The following is a 21,496-nucleotide window of genomic DNA, read 5'->3' on the forward strand; positions in this document are numbered from 1 at the left end:
TGCCGCATGTCCGGCCGGGAACCCGAGCCGATGTCCCGGGCCGGGCGGTCTCTCCGGTCACAGGGTGAAGACGGTGCCCACCGTATTGGGAATGAAGGCCTCACCGAACCGCGCCGCCATCGCGTGCTGTGCCCGCCACCCGGTGCAGTGGGCGGGGACGAGAACGGACGGCGTCAGCTCCGCCAGGTCCGCCAGCACTCTGGGGATCAGCGGTTCGAAGAGCGGCCCGCCGAGGTGGAATCCGCCGATGACCGCGTGCAGCGGCCGGTCCCGGGTGAGGCGGCGGGCGTAGCGGCAGATGTTCACCACGCCCGCGTGACCGCAGCCCGTCATCACCATCAGTCCCTTGCCCTTGATGTCGATGATCAGCGCCTGGTCGTCGAGCACCAGCGGGTCCGGCTCCCACTTGCCGCCGAGCCAGGCCTGCTGCGGCGGGAAACCGGGCTCGTATCCGGTGGTCCGCGGCACCTCGCCGGTGACCAGGACCGATCCCGCGAACAGGAAACTGGGCTGCCGGTCCTCGATCACGGTGAATCCGGCGCCTTCGAGGGCGCGGCGGCTGGTGGTGGGGATCTCCAGCGGTTCGACGCCGGGCAGCGCGAGCCGGCGGCGGCGCCAGAAGTGCGGGTGGATCAGCACCGGCAGGTTCACCCGGCCGCCCAGGGCCCGGATCAGGCCGTCGAGGCCGGCCGTGTGGTCGAAATGCCCATGGCTGCAGATGATCGCCTCGATGGACGCCGGATCGATACGGAGCCGGCGCATGTTCTCCACCACGCCGTCCGGGCTCGTCCCGGCGTCGAACAGGAAACGGTGCTCCCGGCCGTCCTTGACCACCGTGACCAGGGCGGAGAAACCGTGCTCGGCCACCAGCGCGTCGGGCACCCGCCCGAATTCCATGGTCGGCGCCGGGACGGTGACCGCCGCCCCCAGACCGGGCCGGCGCGCCGGTCCCTGGCTGGGCATCAGCATGTCGGAGACATTGTCCATGAGCGTGGTGACCGTCACCGAGTCGACCGGCTCAAGGGGAATGGGCGTGCTGGGCTCGAAGTCGTGCAGGACCCGTACATCGTGATCGCTGGGCACTCCGCCGGTACACATTCCCTCAGTCTCACTCCCCTCCCGGCGCCGCGACCGGCGACACGTCCGGCGACACGTCCGGGCATGGATATCCACCGCGGGCATGAATATCCATATATCGCCGGATCGGCCCCTGATGCCTACCGTGGAGAGGCATCGCTCATCTTTCGCCACCACCGGCGCGAAAACGGGTGGCTCTGGCAGCAGGAGGTACGGATGCGGGCAGCGACTCTGGGCCCCCAGGCCCGTAAAGACGCGCTTTCTCGGATGTCGGAGCAGGAACTCGATGTCCTGGTGGTCGGCGGCGGCGTCGTCGGCGCCGGGGTGGCCCTGGACGCCGTGACCAGAGGTCTGTCCACCGGCCTGGTGGAAGGCCAGGACTGGGCCGCCGGGACGTCCAGCCGCGCGACCAAGCTGATCCACGGCGGACTGCGCTATCTGGAGATGCTCGACTTCGCCCTGGTCCGGGAGGCGATCAAGGAACGCGGCCTGCTGCACCAGCGCCTCGCCCCGCACCTGGTGAAACCCGTCCCGATCCTCTACCCGCTGCAGCACCGCGGCTGGGAGCGCGTCTACGTCGGCGCCGGAATCGCGCTGTACGACGCGATGGCGGTGACCTCGGGCCACGGCAGCGGACTGCCGCTGCACCGCCACCTCTCACGCCGCCACGCGCTGCGGATCGCGCCCGGCCTGAAGAAAGAGGGGCTGGTGGGCGCGATCCAGTTCTACGACGCCCAGGTGGAGGACGCCCGTCTCGTCACGACCGTCATCAGGACCGCGGCCTCCTACGGCGCCCTGATGGCCAACAGAGCCCGTGTCTCCAGCTTCCTGCGCGCCGACGGACGCATCGTGGGAGCCGTGGTGACCGACACCGAGGACGGCACGTCGTACGAGATCCGCGCCCGGCGGGTGGTGAACGCCACCGGCGTGTGGACCGACGACATCCAGAGCCTGATCGAGGAGCACCCGCAGTTCAACATCAAGGCGTCCAAGGGTGTGCACCTGATGGTGCCGAAGGACCGGATCAGGTCCGACACCGGGATGATCCTGCGGACCGAGAAGAGCGTGCTGTTCGTCCTCCCCTGGGGCCGGCACTGGATCGTCGGCACGACCGACACCCCGTGGACCCTCGACAAGGCGGACCCGGCGGCCTCCCAGGCCGACATCGACTATGTGCTGGATCATGTCAACACGGTGCTGGCGAACCCGCTGACCAGGGAAGACGTCGAAAGCGTCTACGTGGGGCTGCGGCCGCTCATCGCGGCGGCCTCGGAGGCGACGAGCAAGCTGTCGCGCGAGCACGCGGTCACCCAGCCGGCGCCGGGCCTGGTCGTGGTGGCCGGCGGCAAGTTCACCACCTACCGGGTGATGGCGAAGGACGCGGTGGACGAGGCGGTACGCGACTTCCCCGACCGGAAGGTGCCGGAATCGTGCACCGAGGAGGTTCCGCTGGCCGGGGCCGACGGCTATCGCGCCCTGCTGAACACCAGCCAGCTGCTGTCCGAGCAGAACGGCCTCCACGCGGTCTGGGTCGAGCACCTGATCAACCGCTACGGCTCGGTTGGCCAGGAACTGCTGGCGCTGATCCGGGAGGACCGGAGCCTGGGCGAACCGCTGGCGGCGGCTCCCGGCTATCTGCGGGCGGAGGTCGTCTACGCGGTCACCGACGAAAGCGCCCGCCATCTGGACGACGTGCTGGTCCGGCGGACCCGGATCTCGATCGAGACCTTCGACCGCGGCAAGAAGAGCGCGCGGGAGGTCGCCGAACTGATGGCGCCGCTGCTCGGCTGGGACGAGACCGAGACCGACAAGGAGATCCAGACCTATGTCGACGGGGTGAACGCGGAACTCGAAGCGGAGCGCCAGCCGGACGACGACACCGCCGACGGCATCCGCACGCACGCCCCGGACATCGTGCCGATGCGCTGAGGGCCGCGGCGGGGCGGCCCGGAAAAACGCGGGAAACGCGGGAAACACGGGAGACGCCGGACAAGCGCCGAGAAGCCGGAAGAAGCCGGGAGGCATGCTCGCCCGGAAGGGTGTGCCTCCCCTTTCCGGACCTGGGGAGACCGGCCGGGCTCCCGGCGCGGCGCTATCCATGACACCGTGCGGGTATGGACCTCCAAGCGTTGCCCCGGCGGTGTCACGAGAGTGAACTGGCCGGGTTGTCCCGCACGTGTCCCTATTGCAGGCGCACCATCCACCCGGCGTCGGTGAAGGTCGAGACCACGGAACCGCGGCCCGATCCCTTCTACACCCTCGACTGGTTCTGCCCCGACCGCGACTGCGTCGGGAAGACCCGCCTGAAGTGACGGCGCGGCCGTGCGCCGGGCGATCCCACCGGCGTCAATCCGCGGCGCACTTGCCACCTGCGACCGATCACGGTCGCAGGTGGCTGCTTATGTCCGTCGTGTCACATCACACACACGGGTCTTGTCAGTGCGCCTTCTCATAGGCCTCGATCACGGGCGCCGGCACCCGACCGCGGTCGTTCACCTCGAATCCGTTGTCCTTGGCCCAAGCGCGAATGGTGGCGGTGTCCCGGCCGTCCGCCGGGCCGCTGCTCTGGCCGCGCGCCGCGCGAGTCCGCCCCGTACCGGGTGCGCGAACCCTCCGAGCGCCGTCGGCGTGCAGGAACGGACTCAGAGCCTCCATCAGTTTGTCGTGGCTGTCCGGGGTGAGGTCGATTTCAACGCCTGCACCATTGACAAGGAGGGTGTACGTGTCGATCTCGGTGGACTCTTCGCCCGTGAGGTCGTCCGTGTAGAGGGTGACTACTTTCTGTGCCATGGCCGGATAGTAGCCGAACTGGCATACGGGAACATACGCCCGGTCTTCGCACGGATAGGGGACCGGCGCATTCGCCCGGGCGGAAGCCGAATTCGAGCGGGGAGCGGGCGGCAATGGGCTCGCGCAAGGTGACGCCGCCAGCCAATTGCGTCACCGGATAGCCGCCGTGTTCATCCGGGGCGGCGGGGGCGCTCGCGGCCCGCGGCTCCGCCCGGTCGGCGGAGCCCCCGGCGGGCGGGCGCGGCGCCGCACAGCGGCCGGCGGTGGCGCGCGGCCCCGCGCGGGGCTCATACGGGGCGCGACTCGCGCGACCAAAGGAACCACGAACTCAGCCGGGGCCATATGGTGTTGATATGAGTGCACACTTCGACGTCGTTGTCCTGGGCGCGGGCCCCGGTGGGTACACCGCGGCGGTTCGCGCCGCGCAGCTGGGCCGATCGGTGGCGGTGGTGGAGGAGCGCTACTGGGGAGGGGTCTGCCTCAACGTCGGGTGCATCCCGTCGAAGGCCCTGCTGCGCAACGCGGAACTGGCGCACATCTTCCAGCGTGAGGCGAAGACCTTCGGTATCCGGGTCGAGGGCACGGTGAGCTTCGACTACCACGAGGCGTACACGCGCAGCCGCCGGGTGGCGGACGGCCGGGTCCGGGGCGTGCACTACCTGATGAAGAAGAACGAGATCACCGAGTACACCGGCTCGGGGACCTTCACCGACGCCCATACGCTGTCGGTACGCACCTCGGACGGGTCGCAGGAGACCCTGACCTTCGACCACTGCATCATCGCCGCGGGCGCCACCACCAGGCTGCTGCCCGGCACCTCGCTCAGCGAGCGGGTGGTGACGTACGAGGAGCAGATCCTCAGCGACGAGCTCCCCGGCAGCATCGTCATCGCCGGCGCCGGCGCGATCGGGGTCGAGTTCGCGTACGTGCTGGCCAACTACGGCGTGCAGGTGACGCTGGTGGAGTTCCTGGACCGCCTGGTGCCGCTGGAGGACGAGGAGGTCTCGGCCGAGCTGGCCAAGGCCTACCGCAAGCTGGGCGTCAATGTGCTCACCTCCACCCGGGTGGAGTCGATCGACGACTCCGGCGAGAAGGTGCGGGTCCATGTCTCGACCGGCGGCCAGGCGCAGACCCTGGAAGCCGACAAGGTGCTCCAGGCGATCGGCTTCCAGCCCCGGGTGACCGGCTACGGCCTGGAGAACACCGGGGTCCTGCTCACCGACCGCGGCGCGATCGACGTGGACGGCCGCTGCCGCACCAATGTCCCGCACATCTTCGCCATCGGCGATGTCACCGCGAAGCTGATGCTCGCGCACGCCGCCGAGTCGATGGGCGCGATCGCCGCCGAGACCATCGCGGACGCGGAGACGATGGAACTCGACTACACGATGATCCCCCGGGCCACCTTCTGCCAGCCCCAGATCGCCAGCTTCGGCTGGACCGAGGCGCAGGCCCGGGAGCGGGGCTTCGACGTCAAGGTGCAGAAGTTCCCGTTCACCGCCAACGGCAAGGCGCAGGGCCTGGGCGAGCCGGCCGGCTTCGTGAAGCTCATCAGCGACGGCCGGCACGGGGAACTGATCGGCGGCCATCTGATCGGCCCCGAGGTCACCGAGTTGCTCCCCGAGCTGACGCTGGCCCAGAAGTGGGACCTGACCGTCCATGAGGTCGCGCGCAATGTGCACGCGCACCCCACCCTGGGCGAGGCGGTCAAGGAGGCGGTGCACGGCCTGGCCGGTCACATGATCAACCTGTAGCGTCGCGGGCCGGTCCCCGGCGGACGGCTTCGGCCGGGGCTCCCGGCGGCGGGAGACACGGCGCCCGGCCGAGGCGCTGCGAGGCGCTAACCCAGTTCGATGGTGGTCGGGGCGTAGATCCCCGCCGTATCGACCTCGGGGTCGGGGCCGGTGTACATACGGGCGCACTCGAAGGTCGGGCTGAGACCCAGCCGTTCCACCAGCTCGACCGCCCGGCTGTTGATGTCCGGGACGTCGAGGGCGACCACGGACTGCGGCGCGCCGGCGGACATCGCCCGCACCAGGGCGAGGGCGATGTCCGGTGAGGCGGCGTAGAGCGGGCCGATCCGGGAGCAGGTCTGGGCCGGGCGCATCACCGCGAAGCCCCGCAACTCACCGTCGCGCACGGCGGCGAGCGAGGTGTGGCCGGGCATGCCGACCCAGGTCGCGAGAAAGGCGTCCCGGGCCGCGGGGAAGAACCGGCGGTCGTAGGCGGCGAGCCGGGCGAACGGGATCGAGCGGCCGTCGACCACGGCGATGTCGCCGGGGGCCGGCTCCGCGGCGGGCACTCCCTCGTACCGCACATGGGTCCAGGCGCGGCGGAAACCCGACTTCCGGTAGTTGTCCTGCTGCGCGACCACGCCGTCGAGGCCGATGTTCCGCCCCGCGAGGTGTTCCATGGCCGTACGCCACAGCTGGATCCCGTAGCCCCGGCCGCGCACCGAGGGGCGGGCGATGTAGAGGCCGATGAAACCGAAGTCCGCTCCGTAGCGCACGCCGGAGACCGAGGCGACCGGCTCGCCGTCCAGCCGCCCTACGAAGAAGCCGCCCGGGTCGGCGGAGTGGAAGGCCAGTACGTCCGACTCCCCCGGATTCCAGCCCTCGTCATGGGCCCACTTCCTCAGGTCCGACATCTCTCCCACGCTCGCGGTGGTGATCTCGAAGGGCGTCATCGTTTCCTCCCGGTCGCCTGCCCGTTCAACGATCGGCTCGCGCCGGGCGTCACGGGGGAGCAGGTCCCCGCCTCCGGCGGACCGGCCGCGGTCCGGGTCATTTCCGCGGGCACCGGAAATGACCGGCGCGAAAAGCCGCCCTGTGAAAGCAGCGGTATCGGGACCGGCCTTCGAACAGAGACGATATTCCCCGGGACGGCCGGGATTCGCGCGCCACCAGGGGATCGGCGATACTGGGCAGGGCAAGCGGTGACCGTCTATCAAAGGACAGCTCGTGCATCCTGCGACCGATCCCGACCGCTCGGCAGGAAAACCGAAGGCCCGCGCGCACGGTCCTGCACGGCGGGCGGCGGCGCGAATCGGTCGCCGGCTCAGTGACGGAGCCACCGGCGCGAGACCGCCGGCGATCCGCTACGGGCCGGTGGGCATGGCGCTCCTGCTGATAGCCGTCATTCTCGTCCTCGGCTTCGTACTGCCGGAATCCCAGCACCTGGCGTCCCTGCTGGTGGTCCCCCCGACCATCGCGGCCGCGGTGGCCGGTGTCCGGGTGACGGCCTCGATCGCCCTGCTCTCCTGCGGGATCGCGCTCTTGCTGGATGTCATGGACGGCCTGTGGTACTCGGCGATTCCCGGGATCCATGTGATCGCCATCGTCTGCGTCACCGGATTCGTCATCGCCCTGCGCGCCATTCGCGACCGCAGCATGCGGGAACTGATCGAGGTCCGCGCGATATCCGACGCGGTCCAGCGCGTCCTGCTGCGCCCGCTGCCCCGCCGGATCGGCTCGCTGAGCATCGCCTCGGTCTACCACTCCTCACAACCCAGTGCGAACATCGGCGGTGACCTGTACGCGGCGGTGCGGACGCCGACCGGGCTGCGGTTCGTCATCGGCGACGTGCGCGGGAAGGGCCTGCCCGCCGTCGACGACGCGGTGACCCTGCTGGGCGGCTTCCGGGAGGCGGCGCCCAGAGCGGCCGACCTGCCCGAACTCGCCGCCTACCTCGAACAGAGCATGGAGACCCACTTCCGGGAGGCGGGCGAGACGGACAGCGCCGCCGTGGAAAGGTTCGTCACCGCCTTGTTCCTGGAGGTGTCGAATGAGATCGAAACCGTGAAAACCGTCAATTGCGGCCATTATCCGCCCCTGCTGATAGGCCGGAAACCGGAGGGCCCGACACCTCCGCGCCGCCCGTCCCCGCCTCTCGGGCTCAACAGCCGGAGCAGAGGGGATTACCAGGAGGAGCGCTTCGAATTCGGGCCGGGCGAGACCTTTCTCCTCTATACCGACGGAGTCATCGAGGCACGGGATTCCGCCGGTAATTTCTATGACCTCGACGCGGTGGTGGGCCAGTGGTCGGACTCGAATCCGGATCTCCTGCTCGGCCGGATCCTCGACGACCTGAGCCGGCACACCGACGGTCATCTCGACGACGACGTGGCCATGGTGGCGGTGCGGCGCGACGACCCGATGCCGACGGGGGCTTCCCGCGGCTGAGCGGGCCGGTCGGGGCGGTTCCCCACGTTTCGTCGGGCGGGCCGTTCAGGTCGCGCGACGGGCGGAGCGGCGATAAACAGGAGCTATGGACCGTGAACGCTCCTCCCCCCGGGCAAGGTGGTGCACCTAAAGTGCTGATCGCGCGGCCGGTACGAGTGCGGCACGCCCCGATCGCCCCGGTTCAGGGGAGGGGTGGTGGCGGTGACGGGTGAGGCCGCCGGCGGGGCGGAGCCGGGACCGCTGGACGCCGTGCTGACCGAGACCGTGTGCCGCACCGAGGCGTCCGCCGGAGCCGTCTGGGTGCTCGACCCGGACGAGCCGCTGCTGCGGCTGGCGGTGATCCGCGGCATCCCGCCGAAATTCGCCAAGCCCTGGCACACCGTCTCCCTGGCCGCGCCGCTCCCGGCGTCCGACGCCGTCAACGACCAGCGCCTGGTGTGGGTGAACAGCCAGGAGGAGCTGGCCCGGCAGTATCCCCGCACCGCGCTCGCGACGCCTTACCAGTTCGCCCTGGCCGCGGCGCCGCTCATCTCCGGCACCGTCTGCTGGGGCGCCCTGCTGCTGCTGTGGCCCCCGACCCACCCCCCGGATCTCAGCGGGCGGGAGGTGGCGGCCATCGAGGACGGCAGCCGCCGGGCGGCCGAGCTGCTGGACGACGCCTACCGCGCCGGGCGGCTGATCGTGCCCGACCGGATCCAGGTCCTGGACGTGGAGACCGCCCCCGCGGACGGATCGCGGCACACGGCGGCGGCGATGCGCTTCGTCGAACGCCTGCCCGGTGGGTCCTGCGCCCTCGACCTGGAGGGGCGGGTCACCTTCGCCACCAGCGCGGCCGGCGAGCTGCTCGGCCGCGACGCCGACGAGCTGCGGGGCACCCAGCTGTGGCAGGAGCTGCCCTGGCTGCACGATCCGGTCTACGAGGACCGCTACCGGGCCGCGGTCTTCAGCCGCCAGCCGGCCTCCTTCGCCGCTTGCCGGCCGCCGGACCGGTGGCTGCACTTCAGTCTGTATCCCGACGCCACCGGAATCAGCGTGCGCATCACTCCGGCCGGCACCGGCCCCGGACCGCGGTCGCTCAGCCGACCGCCCCAGCCGCCGGGCACCACCAGTCCGGTCAAGGCCGGACAGCTGTACGAACTGATCCACCTCGCGGCGGCCCTGACCGAAGTGGTCGGCGTCTCGGACCTGGTGGACCTGGTCGCCGACCAGATCATGCCGGCCTTCGGCGCGCACGGGCTGATCATGTTCGTCGCCGAGGCCGACCGCCTGCGGGTGCTCGGCCACCGCGGTTACCCGGCCGACGTCCTCGGCCGCCTCGACGGCCTGCCCGTGGACACCGTGTCCTCGCCCGCCGGACGGACCCTCACCACCGGCACCCCCGCCTATTTCGCCGACGTGGCGGAGATCAAGCGGCACTACACCGCCCCCGCGCTGGCCAGCGGGAAGCAGGCGTGGGCGTTCCTGCCGCTGATCGTCTCCGGCCGCCCCGTCGGCTGCTGTGTGCTGTCCTACACCCATCCCCACCAATTCCCTCCCGACGAGCGCGCGGTGCTGGCCTCGCTGGCCGGCCTGATCGCCCAGGCACTGGACCGCGCCCGCCTGTACGACACCAAGCAGCGCCTCGCCCAGGGCCTCCAGAAGGCCCTGCTCCCCCACACCCTGCCCACCGTCCCGGGTCTGGAGGTGGCCGCCCGCTATCTGCCCTCCACCCGCGGCATGGACATCGGCGGCGACTTCTACGACCTCATCCGGCTGGGACCGGCCAGCTACGCCGCCGTCATCGGCGACGTCCAGGGCCACAACGTCGCCGCCGCCGCGCTGATGGGCCAGGTCCGCACCGCGGTCCACGCCTACGCCACCGCCGGCGCGCGGCCCGACCAGGTCCTGGACCGTACCAACCGGCTGCTCGCCGATCTCGACCCCGGCCTGTTCACCAGCTGCCTCTACGCCCAGATCGACATCGGCGCGCACCGGGTGCTGCTGGCCAACGCGGGCCATCCGCCGCCGCTGCTGCGCGACCCGGACCGCAGCACCCGGGTGGTGGACCTGCCGCCGGGCATGGTGCTGGGCATCCGCCCGGACACCGCTTACTCGGTCACCGAGGTCCCGCTGCCACCCGGCGCGCTCCTCCTGCTGCACACCGACGGGCTGGTCGAGACCCCCGGCGTCGACCTGGACAAGGCCACGGCCGACCTCGCCCGCCTCCTCGCGTCCGCCGACGCCGAGGACCTGGACCAGCTGACCGACTCCCTGCTCCAGCACACCCGCCCGCCGAGCCGGCGCAGCGACGACATCGCCCTCCTCCTGCTGCGGGCCACCAGCACCTGATCTGCCGCGGCGGCCGACCGGTCAGGTCCGGTCGCGGTAGAACGCCCACGTCAGGCCGAGGCAGAGCACGTAGTAGGCGAGGAACGCCAGATAGGCGGCGTCGCCGTTGCCCGCGCCCAGGAAGGACTGGCGGAAGGCGATGTTGACGAGGACCCCGCCGAAGGCGCCGACCGCGCCGGCGATGCCGATGAGCGCTGACGAGCCGCGCCGGGCGGCCTGCTGCGCCTGGCGGGGGTCGGTGCCCGCGTCGATCGCCGCCCGGGCCCGGTCGCCGAAGATCGCCGGGATCATCTTGTAGGTGGAGCCGTTGCCGAGGCCGCTGAGCAGGAAGAGGGTGATGAAGGCGCCGAGGAACAGCGGCAGTGAGTGCTGCCGCGAGGCGAGCAGTACGAGGGAGGCGGCGGCCGCCATGGCGGCGAAGGTCCAGGCGGTCACCCGGGCGCCGCTGAGGCGGTCGGCCAGCAGGCCGCCGAGCGGCCGGGACAGCGAGCCGAGCAGCGGTCCCAGGAAGGTGAGGTACGCGGCCTTGACCGGGGTGTCGAACTGCTGGTGGAACTGCACCTGGAGGACCTGTCCGAAGGCGAAGCCGAAGCCGATGAACGAGCCGAAGGTGCCGATGTAGAGGGCGGACATCACCCAGGTGTGGTGGTCCCGGACCGCGTCGCGCATGGCCCGGCGCTCGTTGCGGAGCATGGTGAGGTTGTCCATCCGCAGGGCCGCGCCCAGCGCCGCCAGCGCGATCAGCGGGATGTAGACCAGGACCAGCAGCCGGGGGTGGCCGGCCCCCGCGGTGGCCAGGACCAGCAGCGCGAGCAGCTGGACGGCGGGCACGCCCAGATTGCCGCCGCCCGCGTTGAGGCCGAGGGCCCAGCCCTTGAGGCGCTGCGGGTAGAAGGCGTTGATGTTGGCCATCGAGGAGGCGAAGTTGCCGCCGCCGACTCCGGCCACCGCCGCCGCGACCAGCAGCGTCGCGTAGTGGACACCGGGGTGCAGCACCACACCGGCGAACACGGTCGGGACCAGCAGGACGAGCGCGCTGAAGACGGTCCAGTTGCGGCCGCCGAAGCGGGCGACGGCGAAGGTGTACGGCACCCGCAGCAGTGCCCCGCAGGCGGTGGGGACCGCGGTGAGCACGAATTTGCCCGCGGTGTCGATGTGGTAGCCGGGTCCGAGGAAGAGCACCAGCACCGACCACAGGCTCCAGACCGAGAAGCCGATGTGCTCGGACAGGATGGAGAAGACCAGATTGCGCCGGGCGGTCCTGGCGCCGGTCCGCTGCCAGAACTCGGGGTCCTCGGGACGCCATTCGCCGATGGCGCGTGACCGGGTCGGGGCGGCGGCTTCCTCGGGTACGCGTACGGTCGCGCTCATGATGGACCAGCCTGTCGTGTGGAGGGTCGGCCTTCTGCCGCCATGCTGGCCAGCGGCGGTTTCCGCCCGCTGTCGGCGTCGGAACCGGCGCGCTACGGCTTGTGCACGCCGCCTTCGCCGCCGTGTGAGGTGCCGGGGTGCGAGGTGTCGCCTTGTGAGGAGCCGGCGTCCGAGGCGCCGGCGTGCAGGTTGCCGGGCCGCCGGCGGACCGGCCAGCGGCGCAGGGTGGTGCTGGTCCCGTCCGGTGCGGTGTCGTCGTCCAGGCAGCGGCCGCTGTCCAGCGCGAAGGCCTGCTTGAGCATGGGCGAGATCAGCACCCCGGTCGGGCCGCGGCTGCCCAGCAGGCCGCGGGAGAGCACCTGGGCGCCGGTGAACGGGTCCCGGTTGTCGAGTGCGTACAGCCGGTTCGCCGGGTCGCGGAAGAGCGCCACCTGGGCGGCGCCGAGCAGGACGGCCACGCCCCGCCCCGGCAGGAGGTCGTCCAGCTCGCAGACGGGGACCCAGGCGTCCCCGTCGTGGATCTCCACCACCGCGCGGCCGGCCGGCGGATCGGTCAGCGGATCGGTCATCGGGTCCGTACCTCCAGACGGGAGCCGCCGATCAGGACATGGCCGGCCTCGTCGGGGCCGGCCGGGCGGATCTGGTCGCGTTCGGCGACGAAGCGGACGGTGGGATCGGGCGTACCAGGGGCGTTGACGAAGGAGACGAAGCGCCGCAGGCGCTGCGGATCGGCCAGGACGGCCGCCCATTCGTCCTGGTAGTCCTCGACATGGCGGGCCATCATCCGGTCCAGTTCGCCGGCGATGCCCAGCGAGTCCGCCAGGACCACCTCGCGCAGGTGGTCCAGGCCGCCTTCGAGCCGGTCCAGCCAGGGCGCGGTGCGCTCCAGCCGGTCCGCGGTGCGGATGTAGAACATCAGGAAGCGGTCGATGGTGCGGATCAGCGTCGGCCGGTCCAGGTCCACCGCGAGCAGGTCCGCGTGACGGGGGGTCATCCCGCCGTTGCCGCCGACGTAGAGGTTCCAGCCCTCGGCGGTGGCGATCACCCCGAAGTCCTTGCTCTGCGCCTCGGCGCACTCGCGGGCGCAGCCGGACACCGCCGACTTGAGCTTGTGCGGGGCGCGCAGGCCCCGGTAGCGCAGTTCCAGCTCGATCGCCAGGCCGACCGAGTCCTGGACGCCGTAGCGGCACCAGGTCTGCCCCACACAGGACTTGACCGTGCGCAGGGCCTTTCCGTAGGCGTGTCCCGACTCGAATCCGGCGGCGACCAGGCGCGCCCAGACGGCGGGCAGCTGCTCGACACGGGCGCCGAACAGATCGATGCGCTGCCCGCCGGTGATCTTGGTGTAGAGGCCGAAGTCGCGGGCGATCTCGCCGATGGTGATCAGGCCCTGGGGGGTGATCTCACCGCCGGGGACCCGGGGGACCACCGAATAGGAGCCGTTGCGCTGGAGATTGGCCAGGTGGTGGTCGTTGGTGTCCTGCAGGGCGCCCTGCTCGCCGTCCAGGATGTGGCCGTTGCCCAGACTGGCGAGGATGGAGGCGACAGCCGGCTTGCAGATCTCGCAGCCGAGGCCGGTCCCGGTGCCGTGCTCGGCGAGCAGCCGGGTGAAGCCGGTGATGCCCTTGACCCGGACGATCTCGTAGAGCTCGGCGCGGGTGTGCGCGAAGTGCTCGCACAGTCCGCGGGCGGTCTCGACCCCGGCCGCCGCCAGCGCGTCGCTGACGATGCCGCCGGCCAGCTTCAGGCAACTGCCGCAGCCGGTACCGGCCTTGGTGCACTTCTTGACCTCGGTCAGACTGCCGCAGCCCTGCTCGGTGACCGCCGCCCTGATCCGGCCCTTGCTGACGTTGTGGCAGGAGCAGACCACGGCCTCGTCGGGCAGCACGAGCGGGCCGGCCGGGCCGCCGTGGGACGCGGGCAGGATGAGCTGCTCGGCGGCGACCGGCAGCGGCGCGCCGCCGATGGCCAGCGGGCGCAGGGTGGCGAAGGCGTCGGCGTCGCCGACCAGCACCCCGCCGAGCAGCTGGCCGTCCGGATGGATCACCAGCTTCTTGTAGACCCCGGCCCGGCTGTCGCTGTAGAGCACGTCCAGGGAGCCGGGGGTGGCGCCGAGCGCGTCGCCGAAGCTGGCCACGTCCACGCCCAGCAGCTTGAGCTTGGTGGAGGTGTCCGCGCCGGTGAAGGAGCCCTCGGCGCCCGTCAGTTCCCTGGCCGCCGCCTCGGCCATCGCGTAGCCGGGGGCGACCAGTCCGTAGACCCGGCCGTCGGCGGCCAGCGCGCATTCGCCGATCGCCCGGATCCGCGGGTCGGCGGTGCGGCACCGCTCGTCCACCACGATCCCGCCGCGCTCGCCGACGGGCAGCCCGCAGTCGCGGGCGAGCCGGTCGCGGGGGCGGACCCCGGCGGAGAACACCACCAGGTCCACGTCCAGGGTGGTGCCGTCGGACAGCACCATGGACCGTACCGCGCCGTCGTCGCCGGTCTCGATGCCCGACGTGCCGGCGCCGGTGTGCACCACCACGCCAAGGTCCTCGATCGCGCGGCGCAGCACTCTGCCGCCGCCGTCGTCCACCTGGAGGGCCATCAGACGCGGCGCGAATTCCACCACATGGGTCTCCAGGCCCATCGCGCGCAGCGCCCCGGCCGCCTCCAGGCCGAGCAGCCCGCCGCCGACCACCGCCCCGACCCGGGCACGGGCGGCGCCGGCCTTGATGGCCTCCAGGTTCTCGATGGTGCGGTAGACGTGGCAGCCCGCGGCGTCGCTGCCGGGGACGGGTGGCACGAACGGGTACGAGCCGGTGGCCAGCACCAGAGCGTCGTAGCCCAGGACCGCGCCGCCGCGGGTGGTGACGGTGCGGGCGGCGCGGTCGATCGACACCGCGGGATCGCCCAGGCGCAGATCGATGCCGTGGTCGTCGGCGAACCCGGGCGGGCACAGCGAGAGTTCCGCCGCGGACACCCCGGAGAACCACGACGTCAGACGGACCCGGTCGTAGGCGGGGCGGGGTTCCTCGGCGAGTACGGTCACCCGCCAGTCGTGCGGCCGTTCGCCCAGGGCCTCCAGGAAGCGGTGGCCGACCATGCCGTGGCCGACCAGGACAAGACGCGGGGATGTCACAGGCGGGCTCCTCGGGTCGCGGTCATGGTCCGAGATTCGACGGGACCGGTTTCCGCACCGGGTCGCCTGTGTTGCCCCGGCGATACACGTGGCTCACGCGGCGCCCCGGCCTGTGTGACCCCGCCGACATCTGGCGTAATACCGGGGCCGCCGCGCTAACTGCCGTGTGACGGCCGCGCAACAGCGCCGAAACGGTGCTGCCGGAGCCTTCGAGGCATGGAAACTGGACCCGCTTCCGACACCGGCCCGCCCGTGGCCGTCCCCGCCGACGCGGCGGCCGAGGACGATCCGGCGCAGCCGCGTGCCCCGCTGCTGGGGTTCACGGTCGGGGTGACCGCGGCCCGGCGGCGTGACGAACTCGTCGCCCTGCTCAAGCGCCGGGGCGCCCGGGTGGTGGAGGCGCCGACCGTACGGATCGTGCCGCTCGACGACGACACCGCGCTGCGGCAGGCCACCACGCGCTGCCTGGCGGCGCCGCTGGACTACGTGGTCGCCACCACCGGCGTCGGCTGGCGCGGCTGGATGAGCGCGGCCGACGGCTGGGGCCTGGGCCGGCGGCTCAGCGAGGTGTGCGGCCAGGCCGTGGTCATCAGCCGCGGGCCCAAGGCGACCGGGGCGGTCCGGGCCAGCGGCCTGGACGAGTCCTTCTCCCCGCGCACCGAGGCCAACGACGAGCTGCTCACCTGGCTGCTCGCCCGCGACCTGCGCGGACGCCGCATCGCGGTGCAGGAGCACGGCGCGCCGCTGGACGCCGGCTTCATCGCCGCGCTGTCCGAACGCGGCGCCCAGGTGATCGCGGTCCCCGTCTACCGCTGGGGACCCCCCGAGAACCCCGACGCCGTACGCCGGCTGATCGAACAGACGGTGCGGCGCGAGGTCCAGGCCATCGCCTTCACCAGCGCCCCCGCCATCACCGGCTTCCTCGACACCGCCGAGAACCTCGGGCTGCGGGGCGAGGTCGTCGCATCCCTGCGCCAGGGCGCCGAGCACGGTGTGCTGGCCGTGTGCGTCGGACCGGTGTGCGCCCGCCCGCTGGAGGAAGCCGGTGTGCACCCGGCCTGTCCCGAGCGGGGCAGACTCGGTTCGCTGGTGCGCACCATCACCGAGAAGCTCCCGGAGGGGAACCGCGAACTGCTCTTCGGCGGGGAGCGGTTGGTGCTCCAGGGCAGCGCGGTCCTGATCGCCGGCGAGTGCGTGTGGCTGTCCCCGATCCAGGCGGCGCTGCTGCGGGCACTGGCCCAGCGCCCGGGCCGGGTGCTCAGCCGGGCCGACCTGCTGCGCCGGGTATGGGTGGGCGGCGGCGCCGACGAGCACGCGGTCGAGGCGGCCGTCGCCCGGCTGCGCGGCGCGCTGGGCGCCCACGCCGGACTGATCCGCACCGTGCCCCGACGCGGCTACCGACTGGCGGTCGCGGTGTGATCCCCGCACCGGCCGCGACGACCCTGCTGGCGGTCGCGCACGGCACCCGCGACCCGGAGGGCGTCGCCTCGTACGGCACGCTCCTGGACCGGGTCCGCGCCATGCGGCCGGGTCTGCCGGTGCGGCTCGCCTTCCTCGACATCGCCGCTCCGTCCCTGGACCGGACGCTGGCCGGGCTGCGCGGCGAGGTGGTCGTCGTCCCGCTGCTGCTGAGCGCCGGCTATCACGTTCATGTCGACATACCGGCTTCCCTGGCCGCCGCGCCCCGGCTGCGGGCCGCCGTGGCAGCGGCGCTGGGCCCCGACCCGCTGCTGGCCGAGGCGCTGCACGACCGGCTGACACAGGCCGGCTGGCATCGCGCGCCCGGACGGCGGGGCGCCGCCGGGCAGGCCGTCGTGCTGGCGGCGGCGGGGTCGAGCGACCCGGCCGCCAACGCCGATACGGCGCGGACGGCGGAGCTGCTGCGGGAGCGGCTCGGAGTCGATGTGGTCCCCTCCTATCTGTGCGCGAGTTCGCCGACCCCCGCCGAGGCGGTGGCGCGACTGCGGGCGGCGGGCCGCCAGGTCGCCGTCGCGAGTTATCTGGTGGCCCCGGGCTTCTTCGCCCGCGCCGCCGCCCGGGCCGCGGCAGGCGGCGGCAGCGCCCGGACCGCGGGGCCGGCGCGTCCCGCGCGGGGTACCGACGGTCTGGTGACCGGACCGGTCGGCACCCATGCCGCCGTCGCCCGCCTCGTCCTGCGCCGGTACGACCAGGCGGTCGCCCGTACGGCCGGCCGCCGCGCCGGCCTTCAGTACACGTCGCGGGCGTAGCGCCCGTCGGCGGTGAGCTGACGTACGTGCGCGGCCGCCGCCTCCGGTGCCAGGCGGCCGTGCACGGCGACGATCTCCCGCAGGGTCCGGTCGACGTCCCTGGCCATCCGGCTCGCGTCGCCGCACACATACAGGTGGGCGCCTTCCTGGAGCCAGGCCCACAGCTTCGAGCCGTGCTCGCGCATCCGGTCCTGGACGTAGATCTTCGTCCGCTGGTCGCGGGAGAAGGCCGGATCGAGCCGGACCAGCGTGCCGTGCCGCTGGAAGTCGGCCAGCTCCTCGCGGTAGTAGAAGTCGCCGGCCCGGTGCTGGCCGCCGAAGAAGAGCCAGTTGCGGCCGTGGTGACCCAGGGCGCGCCGCTCCTCCAGGAAGCCGAGGAAGGGCGCGACCCCGGTCCCGGCCCCGATCATCACCATGGGGGTGGCCGGGTCGGCCGGGGGCCGGAAGTGCGGCGAGCGCCGGACGAAGACCGATACCTCGCCGCCGGCGGCGCGGTCGGCCAGATACGTCGAGGCCACTCCCTTGCGCGGCCGGCCGTGCACCCCGTCGTAGCGCAGCACCGAGACGGTGATCCTCGGCTCGCCCGGGTGGGCCAGCGGGCTGGAGGAGATGGAGTACAGCCGCGGCTGGAGGCCCTTGAGCAGACCGGCGCACTCCTGCGCGGTGAGGCCGGGGGACAGCGCGCCGACCAGGTCGACGGCCTGCCTGCCCCAGGCCCACTTCGCCAGCTCGCCCTTGTTGTCCGGCCGCAGCAGCCGCCGCAACTCGCGGTCCCCGCCCCGCTCGGCGACCCGCCGGAGCAGGGCGGGGGCGATCCGGGTGATGTCCAGGTGCCGCAGCAGTGCCTCGCCCAGCGGGACCGTCCCGTGATCGGCGAGCACCACCTCGGCGGTGGGGTCCAGCGCGGTCGCCGCCAGCCATTCGGCCACCAGCTCGGGGCAGTTGAGCGGCCGGACACCGAGCGCGTCGCCGGTCTCGTACGCCAGCGCGCCATCGGTGTCGAAGGTGAACATCCGGACCTCCTTGGCGGCGCCCGGGAGGCTGAGCAGCCGATTGCCCGTCAGCCTCGCGAGGCAGGGCGCCTGGGCGGAGGGGGGTTGGGCGGGAACGGCCCCGGTCGCGAGAGCCGGGAGCGGTACGGATGAGGGTCCGGTGGCGGCGGCAGTGGCAGCGGCAGTGGCGGCCGGCTGGCGGGTAGCGGGACCGGGACCGGGCAGGAGGGCGAGGATCTGCTCGACCCACCGCTCGGCCTGCCGCTGGTGGGCGCCGGGTTCGCAGTCGAGGCGCGGCAGCAGCCGCCGCCCGCCGAGTTCCGCCAGGCGCTCGTCCAGGCGTCGGCCGTGGCCGCAGAAGTCGTCGTAGCTGGAATCGCCGAGGGCCAGGACTCCGTAGCGCACGTCCCGCAGCGCCGGGGGCTGGTCGCCGGTCAGCCGCTCCCAGAATGCGGCGCCGTTGTCGGGGGCGTCGCCGTCGCCGAAGGTACTGGTGACGACGAGCAGGTCGGCGCCGCCGGGGAGGTCTCCCGGGGCGGTGTCGGCCATGCTCCGCGACGACACGGCCCGGCCGGCCCGGGCCAGCCGGTCGTGCACGGTGGCGGCGGCTTCTTCGGCGTTCCCGGTCTGCGAGGCCCACAGGACGACGACTTGCCGGGCGGGGGCGGGGGCGGGCTCGCCGGCAGGGTCCGGGGCGGGCTTCGAGGCCGGCGACGCCGTGCCGGGCGCCGGGACGCGCGAGAAGATCCCGGCCAGCACACCGCCGGCCCACGCGGCGTGACCGCGTTCCAGCGGCGCCGAAGCCGGCAGCGCCGGGAGCGTGCCGACGGCAGGGGGCGACGACGCCAGCCCGGCGAGGAAGCCGCCGAGGTACTGGCGTTCCGCGTCCGCCAGGGCCGGGGGCGCGGTCCCGACGCCCCACAGCGCCGCCAGTACGGCCAGCGGCCCGGGCTCGGATGCCGGCGCGGGGTCGATTCCTGGGACGAGTTCGGGCGCGGGCTCGGGCGCGGCCGACTTGGCCCCGGATATCCCGCCCCCGGGTGAAGCCGAGCCGGTGGCGGCCACCTTCGTCAGGCGCACGGCGCACACCTTGAACTCGGGCTGGAGGGAGATCGGGTCGACCGCGTCGCTGGTCACCGCGTTGACGCTGAGGTACTCGCCGAACAGGTCGTTCCAGTGGAAGGGCGCGAAGCAGTCGCCCGGCCGGACCCGGTCACTGATCCGGGCGGGCAGGACGGCGCGCCCGCGCCGTGAGGCCACCTCCACCCGGTCGCCGTCACCGACCCCGAGCCCGGCCGCGTCGCGCGGGTGCAGTTCGACGAAGGGGCCGGGGTTGAGCTTGTTGAGTCTGGCGACCTTGCCGGTCTTGGTCAGCGTGTGCCACTGGTGCTGTACGCGGCCGGTGTTGAGGAGGAAGGGGTAGTCGTCGTCGGGCAGTTCGGCGGCCGGCAGGTGCGGCCGGGCGAAGAAGACCGCGCGGCCGCTCGGGGTCGGGAAGGCCAGCCGGGGCCGGGTGCCGTCGGGGCGGACCAGCGGGGTCTGGCTGACGCCGTCATTGAGGTAGCGGACGGGGTTGCGCGCGGGGCCGGCCGGGTCGGAGCTGGGCCACTGCACGGGTGTCCGGCGCAGCCGTTCGTGGCTCACCCCGCGCAGGTCCCAGCCCGTCCTGGGGTTCCAGGCGCCTTTGAGCTCCTCGAAGACCTCCGCGGCGCTGCCGTGCCCGAAGCCTTCGGTGAAGCCCATCTCCCGGGCGACCCGCGTGATGATCCGCCAGTCGGCGAGTGCCTCGCCCGGCGGGTCGACCACCTGCCGGCTCAGCGTCAGACCGCGCTCCGAGTTGACCATCACCCCCTCGCTCTCGGCCCACAGCGCGGCCGGCAGCGTGATGTCGGCGAAGGCGTTGGTCTCGGTGTCGGCGAAGACGTCCTGGGTGATGACGAGTTCGGCCGCTTCCAGGCCCTTGATGACGGTGCCGCGGTTGGCGACCGAGGCCACCGGGTTGGTGCAGATGATCCAGCAGGCCTTGACCTCCCCGGCGGCCATCCGCTCGAACAGCTCCACGGTGCCCTGGCCGGCCTCCGCGCGCAGGGTCCCGGCGGGCAGCCCCCACAACTCCTCGGTGAACGCGCGGTCGTCGGCGTCCAGCGCGGACCGCTGGCCGGGCAGGCCGGGGCCCATGTAGCCCATCTCCCGGCCGCCCATGGCGTTGGGCTGGCCGGTCAGGGAGAAGGGGCCGCTGCCGGGGCGGCAGATCGCCCCGGTGGCCAGATGCAGGTTGACCAGCGCGTTGGTGTTCCAGGTGCCGTGGGTGGACTGGTTCAGGCCCATGGTCCAGCAGCTCATCCACTCCCCGGCCGCGCCGATCCAGGCGGCCGCCCGGCGGATGTCCGCCTCGGGGATGCCGGTGATCCCGGCGACCTTCGCGGGCGGGAAGCCGGCCAGGAAGTCGGGCAGGTCCGCCCAGCCCTCGGTGTGCTCGGCGATGAACTCCTCGTCGATGTCGCCGTTCTCGACCAGCAGGTGCAGTAGCCCGTTGAGCAGGGCCAGGTCGGTGCCCGGCCTGATCCGCAGGAAGAGATCCGCCTTGTCGGCGGTGGCGCTGCGCCGCGGGTCCACCACGATCAGCTTGGCGCCGGCCTTCCGGCGCTCCAGCAGCCGCAGGAAGAGGATCGGGTGGCAGTCGGCCATATTGGCCCCGATGACGAAGAACACCTCCGCGCGGTCGAAGTCCTCGTACGACCCGGGCGGCCCGTCCGCGCCCAGCGACAGCTTGTAGCCGCTGCCCGCGCTGGCCATGCACAGCCGGGAGTTGGACTCGATCCGGCTGGTCCGTATGAAGCCCTTGGCCAACTTGTTCGCCAGATACTGCGCCTCCAGCGACAGCTGCCCGGAGACGTAGAGGGCCACCGCGTCCGGGCCGTGCTCGTCCATCACCGCCCGCAGTCTCCGCCCGGCCTCGGCGACGGCCTCGTCGAGGGCCACCGGCTCCGGTTCGGCGCCCCGCTCGGCGCGCACCAGCGCCCGGGTCAGCCGTCCGGGAGCCACGAGCATCTCGGCGCCGGTCGCGCCCTTGGTGCAGAGCCGGCCGCCGTTCGCCGGATGCGCCCGGTCCCCGGACGCCCGCACGACGGCGCGCCGTCCCCCGGCCCCGCGTTCGACGTCCAGCACGATGCCGCAGCCCACGCCGCAGTACGAGCACACCGTACGGACCTGCTCGGTCGCCGCCTGCGGCTCCGGCACGCGGGCCCCCTTCGTCGTCGCCGCCGGGATCTCCCCGCCAGGGGCACGCTAGGAAGGGGCTGTTGCGCGACGGTCACGATCACGGCAGCGGCGTGGTTACAGCCCCCGCACGCGGGAGATACGGGCGGGTGAGATCGGCGCGGCCGCGCCCGCGGGCCGGTCGGCGCC

The 21,496-nt window shown here is 72.6% G+C and carries 13 protein-coding genes; 6 read left to right on the forward strand and 7 right to left on the reverse strand.

Going from position 1 to position 21,496, the window contains the following annotated elements; all coding sequences use genetic code 11:
• Nucleotides 1-57 precede the first annotated feature (57 nt).
• Nucleotides 58-1,083, reverse strand: a complete 1,026-nt coding sequence (locus ACFO3J_RS12420) for an MBL fold metallo-hydrolase (protein WP_386429090.1) — start codon at nt 1,081-1,083, stop codon at nt 58-60.
• A 210-nt stretch (nt 1,084-1,293) separates the two neighbouring features.
• On the opposite strand from ACFO3J_RS12420, the gene ACFO3J_RS12425 reads away from it, so the two are divergent.
• On the forward strand, nt 1,294-3,006 hold the full coding sequence (locus tag ACFO3J_RS12425; RefSeq protein WP_386429092.1) for a glycerol-3-phosphate dehydrogenase/oxidase: 1,713 nt from the start codon (nt 1,294-1,296) through the stop codon (nt 3,004-3,006).
• A 507-nt stretch (nt 3,007-3,513) separates the two neighbouring features.
• On the opposite strand, the gene ACFO3J_RS12430 is transcribed toward ACFO3J_RS12425, so the two are convergent.
• Nucleotides 3,514-3,867: a histone-like nucleoid-structuring protein Lsr2 gene (locus tag ACFO3J_RS12430; RefSeq protein WP_386429093.1), complete on the reverse strand. Its 354-nt coding sequence runs from the start codon at nt 3,865-3,867 to the stop codon at nt 3,514-3,516.
• A 353-nt stretch (nt 3,868-4,220) separates the two neighbouring features.
• Here ACFO3J_RS12430 and lpdA point away from each other — a divergent pair, with 353 nt between their 5' ends.
• On the forward strand, nt 4,221-5,621 hold the full coding sequence (gene lpdA / locus ACFO3J_RS12435; protein ID WP_386429095.1) for a dihydrolipoyl dehydrogenase: 1,401 nt from the start codon (nt 4,221-4,223) through the stop codon (nt 5,619-5,621).
• Between the two features lie 86 nt (nt 5,622-5,707).
• Here the strand turns inward: lpdA and ACFO3J_RS12440 are convergent, their stop codons facing one another.
• Nucleotides 5,708-6,553, reverse strand: coding sequence for a GNAT family N-acetyltransferase (locus ACFO3J_RS12440; protein WP_386429096.1), 846 nt, complete (start codon nt 6,551-6,553; stop codon nt 5,708-5,710).
• A gap of 427 nt (nt 6,554-6,980) precedes the next feature.
• On the opposite strand from ACFO3J_RS12440, the gene ACFO3J_RS12445 reads away from it, so the two are divergent.
• Both ACFO3J_RS12445 and ACFO3J_RS12450 read left to right on the forward strand, forming a co-directional pair.
• Nucleotides 6,981-8,048 (forward strand): PP2C family protein-serine/threonine phosphatase, encoded by a 1,068-nt coding sequence (locus tag ACFO3J_RS12445; protein WP_386429098.1) that lies wholly within the window; start codon nt 6,981-6,983, stop codon nt 8,046-8,048.
• A 195-nt stretch (nt 8,049-8,243) separates the two neighbouring features.
• Entirely contained in the window at nt 8,244-10,376 is a 2,133-nt protein-coding gene (locus tag ACFO3J_RS12450; protein ID WP_386429099.1) for a SpoIIE family protein phosphatase, read from the forward strand.
• Nucleotides 10,377-10,397: 21 nt separating this feature from the next.
• On the opposite strand, the gene ACFO3J_RS12455 is transcribed toward ACFO3J_RS12450, so the two are convergent.
• The 3 genes from ACFO3J_RS12455 to nirB all read right to left on the reverse strand — a co-directional run bounded on the left by ACFO3J_RS12455 (nt 10,398) and on the right by nirB (nt 14,832).
• On the reverse strand, nt 10,398-11,747 hold the full coding sequence (locus ACFO3J_RS12455; protein ID WP_386429101.1) for an MFS transporter: 1,350 nt from the start codon (nt 11,745-11,747) through the stop codon (nt 10,398-10,400).
• 92 nt (nt 11,748-11,839) lie between these two features.
• Nucleotides 11,840-12,316, reverse strand: coding sequence for a nitrite reductase small subunit NirD (gene nirD / locus ACFO3J_RS12460; protein WP_386429103.1), 477 nt, complete (start codon nt 12,314-12,316; stop codon nt 11,840-11,842).
• The gene (gene nirB / locus ACFO3J_RS12465; protein ID WP_386429219.1) at nt 12,313-14,832 is read right to left on the reverse strand and encodes a nitrite reductase large subunit NirB; all 2,520 of its coding nucleotides are present in this window, start codon (nt 14,830-14,832) and stop codon (nt 12,313-12,315) included. The genes nirD and nirB overlap by 4 nt, the downstream gene beginning before the upstream one ends.
• 252 nt (nt 14,833-15,084) lie before the next feature.
• Between nirB and ACFO3J_RS12470 the strand changes: the two genes are divergently transcribed.
• Nucleotides 15,085-16,287 (forward strand): uroporphyrinogen-III synthase, encoded by a 1,203-nt coding sequence (locus ACFO3J_RS12470; protein WP_386429105.1) that lies wholly within the window; start codon nt 15,085-15,087, stop codon nt 16,285-16,287.
• Nucleotides 16,284-17,096, forward strand: a complete 813-nt coding sequence (locus ACFO3J_RS12475) for a sirohydrochlorin chelatase (RefSeq protein WP_386429107.1) — start codon at nt 16,284-16,286, stop codon at nt 17,094-17,096. The genes ACFO3J_RS12470 and ACFO3J_RS12475 overlap by 4 nt, the downstream gene beginning before the upstream one ends.
• On the opposite strand, the gene ACFO3J_RS12480 is transcribed toward ACFO3J_RS12475, so the two are convergent.
• A complete protein-coding gene (locus ACFO3J_RS12480; protein WP_386429108.1) occupies nt 17,075-21,328 on the reverse strand; it encodes a molybdopterin-dependent oxidoreductase in 4,254 nt (1,417 codons plus the stop codon). The two genes, ACFO3J_RS12475 and ACFO3J_RS12480, sit on opposite strands and share 22 nt — an antisense overlap.
• Nucleotides 21,329-21,496 lie beyond the last annotated feature (168 nt).

The organism is Streptomyces polygonati (genome assembly GCF_042650325.1).
GTDB classification, from domain to species: domain Bacteria; phylum Actinomycetota; class Actinomycetes; order Streptomycetales; family Streptomycetaceae; genus Actinacidiphila; species Actinacidiphila polygonati.

Excerpts from the sequence above, each read along its gene's own strand:
- nirB (WP_386429219.1), bottom strand. The coding sequence starts at position 14,832 with ATGGTCGGCCACCGCTTCCTGGAGGCCCTGGGCGAACGGCCGCACGAC.
- ACFO3J_RS12470 (WP_386429105.1), top strand. The coding sequence starts at position 15,085 with ATGGAAACTGGACCCGCTTCCGACACCGGCCCGCCCGTGGCCGTCCCC.
- nirD (WP_386429103.1), bottom strand. The coding sequence starts at position 12,316 with ATGACCGATCCGCTGACCGATCCGCCGGCCGGCCGCGCGGTGGTGGAG.
- ACFO3J_RS12445 (WP_386429098.1), top strand. The coding sequence starts at position 6,981 with ATGGCGCTCCTGCTGATAGCCGTCATTCTCGTCCTCGGCTTCGTACTG.
- ACFO3J_RS12440 (WP_386429096.1), bottom strand. The coding sequence starts at position 6,553 with ATGACGCCCTTCGAGATCACCACCGCGAGCGTGGGAGAGATGTCGGAC.
- ACFO3J_RS12455 (WP_386429101.1), bottom strand. The coding sequence starts at position 11,747 with ATGAGCGCGACCGTACGCGTACCCGAGGAAGCCGCCGCCCCGACCCGG.
- ACFO3J_RS12425 (WP_386429092.1), top strand. The coding sequence starts at position 1,294 with ATGCGGGCAGCGACTCTGGGCCCCCAGGCCCGTAAAGACGCGCTTTCT.
- ACFO3J_RS12430 (WP_386429093.1), bottom strand. The coding sequence starts at position 3,867 with ATGGCACAGAAAGTAGTCACCCTCTACACGGACGACCTCACGGGCGAA.
- lpdA (WP_386429095.1), top strand. The coding sequence starts at position 4,221 with ATGAGTGCACACTTCGACGTCGTTGTCCTGGGCGCGGGCCCCGGTGGG.